This window comes from Streptomyces sp. NPDC028991 (assembly GCF_055564775.1).
In genome coordinates this window covers 1-6387 of the sequence record NZ_JBVHVP010000055.1, presented here as the reverse complement: position 1 = coordinate 6387, position 6387 = coordinate 1, and the positions used below count along the sequence as shown (strand labels likewise).

Sequence of the window (6387 nt, the reverse complement as noted above, 5' to 3'; positions counted from 1 at the left end):
CCCGCCCCGAACGCATCCCCCTCTCCTACGCCCAGCAACGCCTCTGGTTCCTCCACCAGCTCGAAGGCCCCACCCCCACCTACAACATCCCCACCACGCTCCGCCTCACCGGCGCCCTCCACCACGACGCCCTGCACGCGGCGCTCAACGACCTCGTCGCCCGCCACGAAAGCCTGCGCACCACCTACACCGAGGACGAACAGGGGCCCCGGCAGGTCGTTCACGCGTGGGAGCCCGGTGTCGTGCCGCTCACCGTGGTCGCCACGGAGGAGAGCGAGCTGGACGGGAAGCTCTCCGAGGCCGTACATCACGCGTTCGATCTGACGGCCGACATACCGGTGCGGGCGACGCTGTTCCGGATCTCGGCGGACGAGCACGTCCTGCTGCTGCTCATCCACCACATCGCGACCGACGCCTGGTCCCGCACCCCCCTGGCCCAGGATCTCGCCGCCGCCTACACGGCGCGGTGCGCGGGCGACGGGCCGGCCTGGGAGCCGCTGCCGGTCCAGTACGCCGACTACGCCCTGTGGCAGCGGGAGGTACTCGGCGACGACACCGACGCCGACAGCGCCGCCGGCAGACAACTCGCCTACTGGAAGCAGCGGCTGGCCGGGCTGCCCGAGCAGCTGGACCTGCCCACCGACCGGCCCCGGCCGGCGGTGGCGAGCCAGGACGGTGACCGCGTCGCGTTCTCGCTCGACGCCGACCTGTACGCGCGGCTGACCGAGCTGGCGCGCACCACGCACTCGAGTACGTTCATGGTGGTCCAGGCCGCGCTCGCCGTGCTCCTCACCCGGCTCGGCGCGGGTGAGGACATCCCGATCGGCGCGCCGGTCGCGGGCCGTACCGACGACGCGACGGAGAACCTCATCGGCTTCTTCGTCAACACGCTCGTCCTGCGGACCGACACCAGCGGCAACCCCACCTTCCGGGAGCTCCTGGAGAGCACGCGCCGCACCGACCTCGCGGCCTACGCCCACCAGGACCTCCCCTTCGAGCGGCTGGTCGAGGCGCTGAACCCGGCCCGTACGCTGGCGCACCACCCGCTCTTCCAGGTGATGCTCAACCTGAGCACCGCGGAGACGGACCCGGACGCCTCACTCGGTCTGCCGGGGTTGCGGGTCACCGCGGAGCGCAGCCGGCTCGGCGCGGCCAAGGTCGATCTGGCCTTCGCTCTCGCCGAGGTACGGGACGGCGACGGCCGGAGGACCGGACTGACGGGTGCGCTGGACTTCCGGACCGACCTGTTCGACCGGTCGACGGCGCGGGTCCTGGTCGAGCGGTTCGTGCGGACGCTGGAGGCGGTCGTCTCCGATCCGGGTGCCCGGCTGTCCCAGGTGCCGGTGCTCGGCGGAGCCGAACGGGACCGGCTGCTCTCCGGGGGAACCGGGCCCGTCCTGGAGAGCCTGGACGCGACGCTGCCCGAGCTGTTCGCCGCGCAGGTGCTCAGGACGCCCGACGCGCCGGCCCTCGTGCAGGGCGCGACGACGGTGTCGTACGCCGAACTCGAAGCCCGCGCCAACCGGCTGGCCCGGCTGCTGCGGCAGCAGGGCGTGCGGCCGGGGACGCCGGTGGTCATGCTGATGGAGCGGTCGTCGGCCCATGTCGTGGCCACCTTGGCCATCACCAAGGCGGGCGGCGCCTATGTGCCGCTGCACGACACGTATCCGCTCGACCGGATGCGGCACATCGTGGCGGACACCGCCGCGACGCTGGTCCTCGCCGACCGGGCGGAGGCCGTGCGCGCGGGGGAGCTGGGCGCACGGGTGATGGTCGTCGACGAGTACGGCGCCCCGTCCGGCGCGGGGCACGACCACGGCGTGCCGGACACGGGCGTGAGTCCGCAGGATCTGGCGTACGTGATGTACACGTCCGGGTCCACCGGGACTCCGAAGGGCGTGGCCGTCACGCACCGCGGAGTCGTGGACCTCGTCCGCGACCACTGCTGGCGGCCGGGCGTTCACGAGCGGGTGCTGCTGCACGCCCCGCACGCGTTCGACGTGTCCTGCTACGAGATGTGGGTGCCGCTGGTCTCCGGCGGGACGGTCGTCGTGGCACCCCCCGGGCATCTGGACGCGGCCGCGATCACCGACCTGATCTCGGCCCACGACATCACCGCGGTCCACCTCACCGCGGGCTTCTTCCGGGTCATCGCCGAGGAGGCGCCGGAGTGCTTCTCGGGCGTGCGGGAGGTGCTGACCGGTGGTGACGTGGTGTCGCCCGCCGCGGTGGCCCGGGTGCTGGCGCACGCGCCGCGCGCCGTACTCCGCCACCTGTACGGGCCGACGGAGACGACGCTGTGCGTGACCCAGCACGAGGTGGGGGCGCCGTACACGGCGCAGGGGTCCCTTCCTGTCGGGCGGCCGATGGGGAACACCCGGGCGTACGTCCTCGACCGGTACCTCCAGCCGGTGCCCGCGGGTGTGCCCGGCGAGCTGTTCATCGCCGGGACCGGTCTGGCGCGCGGGTACCTGGGCCGCGCCGACCTGACCTGTGAGCGGTTCGTCGCGGATCCGTACGGGGCGGGCGAGCGGATGTACCGCACGGGCGACCTGGTCCGCTACAACCCGGCGGGTGAGTTGGAGTACCTGGCCCGCGCCGACGACCAGGTGAAGATCCGCGGCTTCCGGGTGGAGCTCGGTGAGATCGAGACGGTCCTCTCGTCCCGGGCCGAGCTGGCCCAGACCGCCGTCGTCGTCCGCGAGGACCGGCCGGGAGACCGGCGCCTGGTCGGCTACGTGGTGGCCGCCGAGGGCCGGGCCGGCGACGTCGACACCGACGCGCTGCGCGCCTTCGTTCGCCAGGCGCTGCCGGACTACATGGTGCCGTCGGCGTTCGTCGTCCTCGACGGTCTGCCGCTGACCGCCAACGGCAAGCTGGACCGCAAGGCGCTGCCCGCCCCGGACTACGCGGCGCCGTCCACCGGGCGGGCCGCCCGCACCCGCACCGAGGAGCTGCTGTGCACCCTCTTCGCCGAGGTGCTCGGCCTGCCCGCGGTGGGGATCGACGACGGGTTCTTCGATCTGGGCGGTGACAGCATCCTGTCCATCCAGTTCGTCAGCAGGGCCCGCGCGGCGGGCCTCACCCTCGCCGTCCGTGACGTGTTCGAGCACCAGTCGCCGGCTCAGCTGGCCGCGGCGCTCGCGGTCCGGGTGGACGACACCGTGCCGGAGGTCGCCGAGGTACCGCCGCACGGCCCCGCTCCGCTGACCCCCGTGATGGCGCGCAGCGCCGAACTCGGTCTGGGCGGCGACGACTTCAACCAGTCCGTCGTGGTGTCCCTGCCGCCCTCGGTGGAACCGGACCGGCTGGTCTCCGCCCTGCAGAGCGTGCTGGATCACCATGACGCGCTGCGGATGCTCGTCCGCTCCGACGGGAGCGCGGAGGTCCGCCGGCCGGGCACGGTGCCGGCCGCGGACATACTCGCCGTCACCACGGCGGCTCCCGGCTCGGCGGTCGACTTCGAGTCCCTGGTCACGGAGGCGGCGTGCGCCGCGCGCGACCGCCTCGCGCCCGCCGAAGGCCGCATGCTCCAGGCCGTGCGGATCGACCGCGGGGCCGGACGGGACGGCCTGCTGGTACTGGTCGCGCACCACCTGGTGGTCGACTCGGTGACTTGGAGCATCGTCGTTCCGGATCTCGCCACGGCGTACCAGGGCGACGAACTCGCCCCGGTGGGCACCTCGTGGCGGCAGTGGGCCACCTCGCTGGAGCGGCTCGCCACCGACCCGCGGGTCGAGGCGGAGACCGCTCACTGGGAGGACACGCTCGCCGGGGCGGGCACACTGCGGCTGGACCGTGAGCGCGATGTCCAGGGCGAGGCGGGGCGAATCGGCCTCGACCTGGCGTCCCCGACCACCGAAGCGCTGCTCACACGGGTCCCGGGGAGCGTCAACGCGAGCGTGAACGACGTCCTGCTGGCCGCCCTCGCGTTCGCCGTCGCCGAGTGGCGGCGTGGTCGCGGCGAGGATCCCGACGCGCCCGTCGTGGTCGACCTGGAGAGTCACGGCCGCCACGAGGACGCCGTGCCGGGCGCCGAACTGAGCCGCACGGCCGGCTGGTTCACCGCCGTCCATCCGGTGCGGCTCGCGCCGGACGTCGCCGACTGGGCCCGGCTGCACCAGGACGGGGACGCCCTCCGGGACGGCCTCAAGCAGGTCAAGGAGCAGTTGCGGGCCGTGCCGGGCGACGGCATCGGCTTCGGCCTGCTGCGTCACCTCAACCCCACCGCGGGCCCCCGGCTCGCCGGCCTCCCCGAACCCGACTTCGGCTTCAACTACCTGGGGCGCCGGATCACTCCGGCCTCGCGAACCCCGGAGCCGTGGACGGTGACCGGCGGCGGAGTGGCCGCCTCGCGCCCCGCGGCACCGATGGCCCACGCGGTGGAGGTCAGCGCCGTCGCGTACGAGGGAGAGGACGGTCCCCGACTGCGCGCGGAGTGGACCTACGCACGTCGCCTGGTCCCCGACCACGACGCCCGGAAACTGGCCGAGCACTGGTTCCGGGCGCTGGAAGCCCTGGTGGAGCATGCCGGCCGTCCCGGTGCCGGCGGCCTGACCCCGTCCGACGTGACCCTCGACTCGCTCAGTCAGTCCGAGATCGAGGAGTTCGAGTCCGACCTTCAGTCCGAGTGGGAGATTGAGCAGTGAGTCAGCAACCGTCTCGTTCGCACAGCAAGATCGAGGACATCCTTCCGCTCGCCCCGCTGCAAGAGGGCTTCGTCTTCCTCGGCCTGTTGCACTCGGAGGGACCCGACCTCTACGTCGGCCAGGTGGCGTTCGACCTGGAGGGCCCGTTCGACGGCGCCCGGATGCGGGCCGCGGCGCAGGCCCTGCTGCGGCGGCACGCCAACCTGCGCGCCGGGTTCCGGCAGCGCAAGAACGGCGCCTGGGCGCAGCTGGTCCTGCGCGACGTCGACCTGCCGTGGCAGGACGCCGACCTGTCCGCCCTGCCCGAGGGCGAGCGCGATGCGGAGGCCGGCCGGCTGGCCGCCGACGACCGCGCGCGACGGTTCGACCTGGGCCGTCCGCCGCTGTTGCGCTTCACGGCGATCCGGCTGTCCCCCGACCGGGTCCGGCTGGTGATGACCAACCACCACATCGTGCTCGACGGCTGGTCCATGCCGGTGCTGCTGCGCGAGCTCATGGCGCTGTACGCCTCCGCCGGTGATCCTTCCGCGCTCCCCCGGGTGCGTCCCTACCGCGACTACCTCGCCTGGCTCGACGCCCGCGACCGGGACGCGGCCCGGGCGGCCTGGCAGGAGTCCCTGGCCGGACTCGACGAGCCCGCCCTGCTCGCCCCGGGCGCCGGCACCGCGCCGTCCGCGCCCGAAAACGTCTCCTTCACCGTGGACTCCGAGGTCAGCGGTGCCCTGGCGTCGTGGGCGCGGGGTCAGGGCGTGACCATGAACACGGTGGTGCAGGGCGCCTGGGCCCTGGCACTGGCCCAGGCCACCGGCCGCGACGACGTCGTCTTCGGCGCCACCGTCTCCGGCCGCCCGCCCGAGCTGCCCGGCGTCGAGTCGATGGTCGGCCTGTTCATCAACACCCTCCCGGTCCGCGCCCGCCTCGACCACGCCGAACCGGTCAGCGGCTTCTTCCGCCGCCTCCAGGCCGAACAGACCCGCCTCCTGGACCACCAGTGGGCCGGACTGGCCGACATCCAGCGCTGGGCCGGACACGGCGAACTCTTCGACACCGCCATGGTCTTCCAGAACTACCCGGTCGAGGAGGGCGGCCTGGACGCCACGGCCGGCACGGACCGGCTGCGCGTGGCCTCGGCGGACATCAAGGGCGGTACGCACTTCGCCGTCAACGTCGTCGCGACGATGCGCGGCGCCGAGCTGTCCTTCCGTGTCGACTACCGGCCCGACCTCTACGACGAGGAGTTCGCCCGCGCCATCGGCCGTCGGATGGTGCGGGTGCTGGAGACCCTGGTCACCGACGCCGACCAGCCCCTCGCCCGACTCGACACCCTCGACCCGGCCGAACGGCAGCGGGTGCTGGTCGACTGGAACGGCGCCCGCACCGACCTCCCCGGCACCCCCCTGCACGAACTCGTCACCCAGCAGGCACAACGCACACCCGACGCGGTCGCCGTCGTACACGAGGACACCCACCTCACCTACGCCGAACTCGACGCACGCGCCAACCAGCTCGCCCGGCACCTGCTCACCCAAGGCCTCGGCGCCGAAGACTTCGCAGCCATCGCCCTGCCCAAATCCCTCGACGCCATCACCAGCATGCTCGCCGTCCTCAAAACCGGCGCCGCCTACCTCCCCATCGACCCCGAATACCCCACCGACCGCATCACCTACATGCTCGACGACGCCCAGCCCGCCCTCACCCTCACCACACCCATCCCCACCGACACCTACACCGGGAACTC

2 protein-coding genes are annotated in these 6387 nt (G+C 73.1%); both read left to right on the top strand.

The annotated features are described in order from the left end of the window. Window positions 1-4649 (top strand): amino acid adenylation domain-containing protein (locus ACZ4V1_RS35705; RefSeq protein ID WP_468345297.1); only part of this gene is annotated, 4649 nt, incomplete at its 5' end. Continuing rightward, window positions 4646-6387, top strand: a 1742-nt coding sequence (locus ACZ4V1_RS35700) for a condensation domain-containing protein (protein ID WP_468345294.1), incomplete at its 3' end; no start/stop codon positions are given. The genes ACZ4V1_RS35705 and ACZ4V1_RS35700, both read left to right, overlap by 4 nt.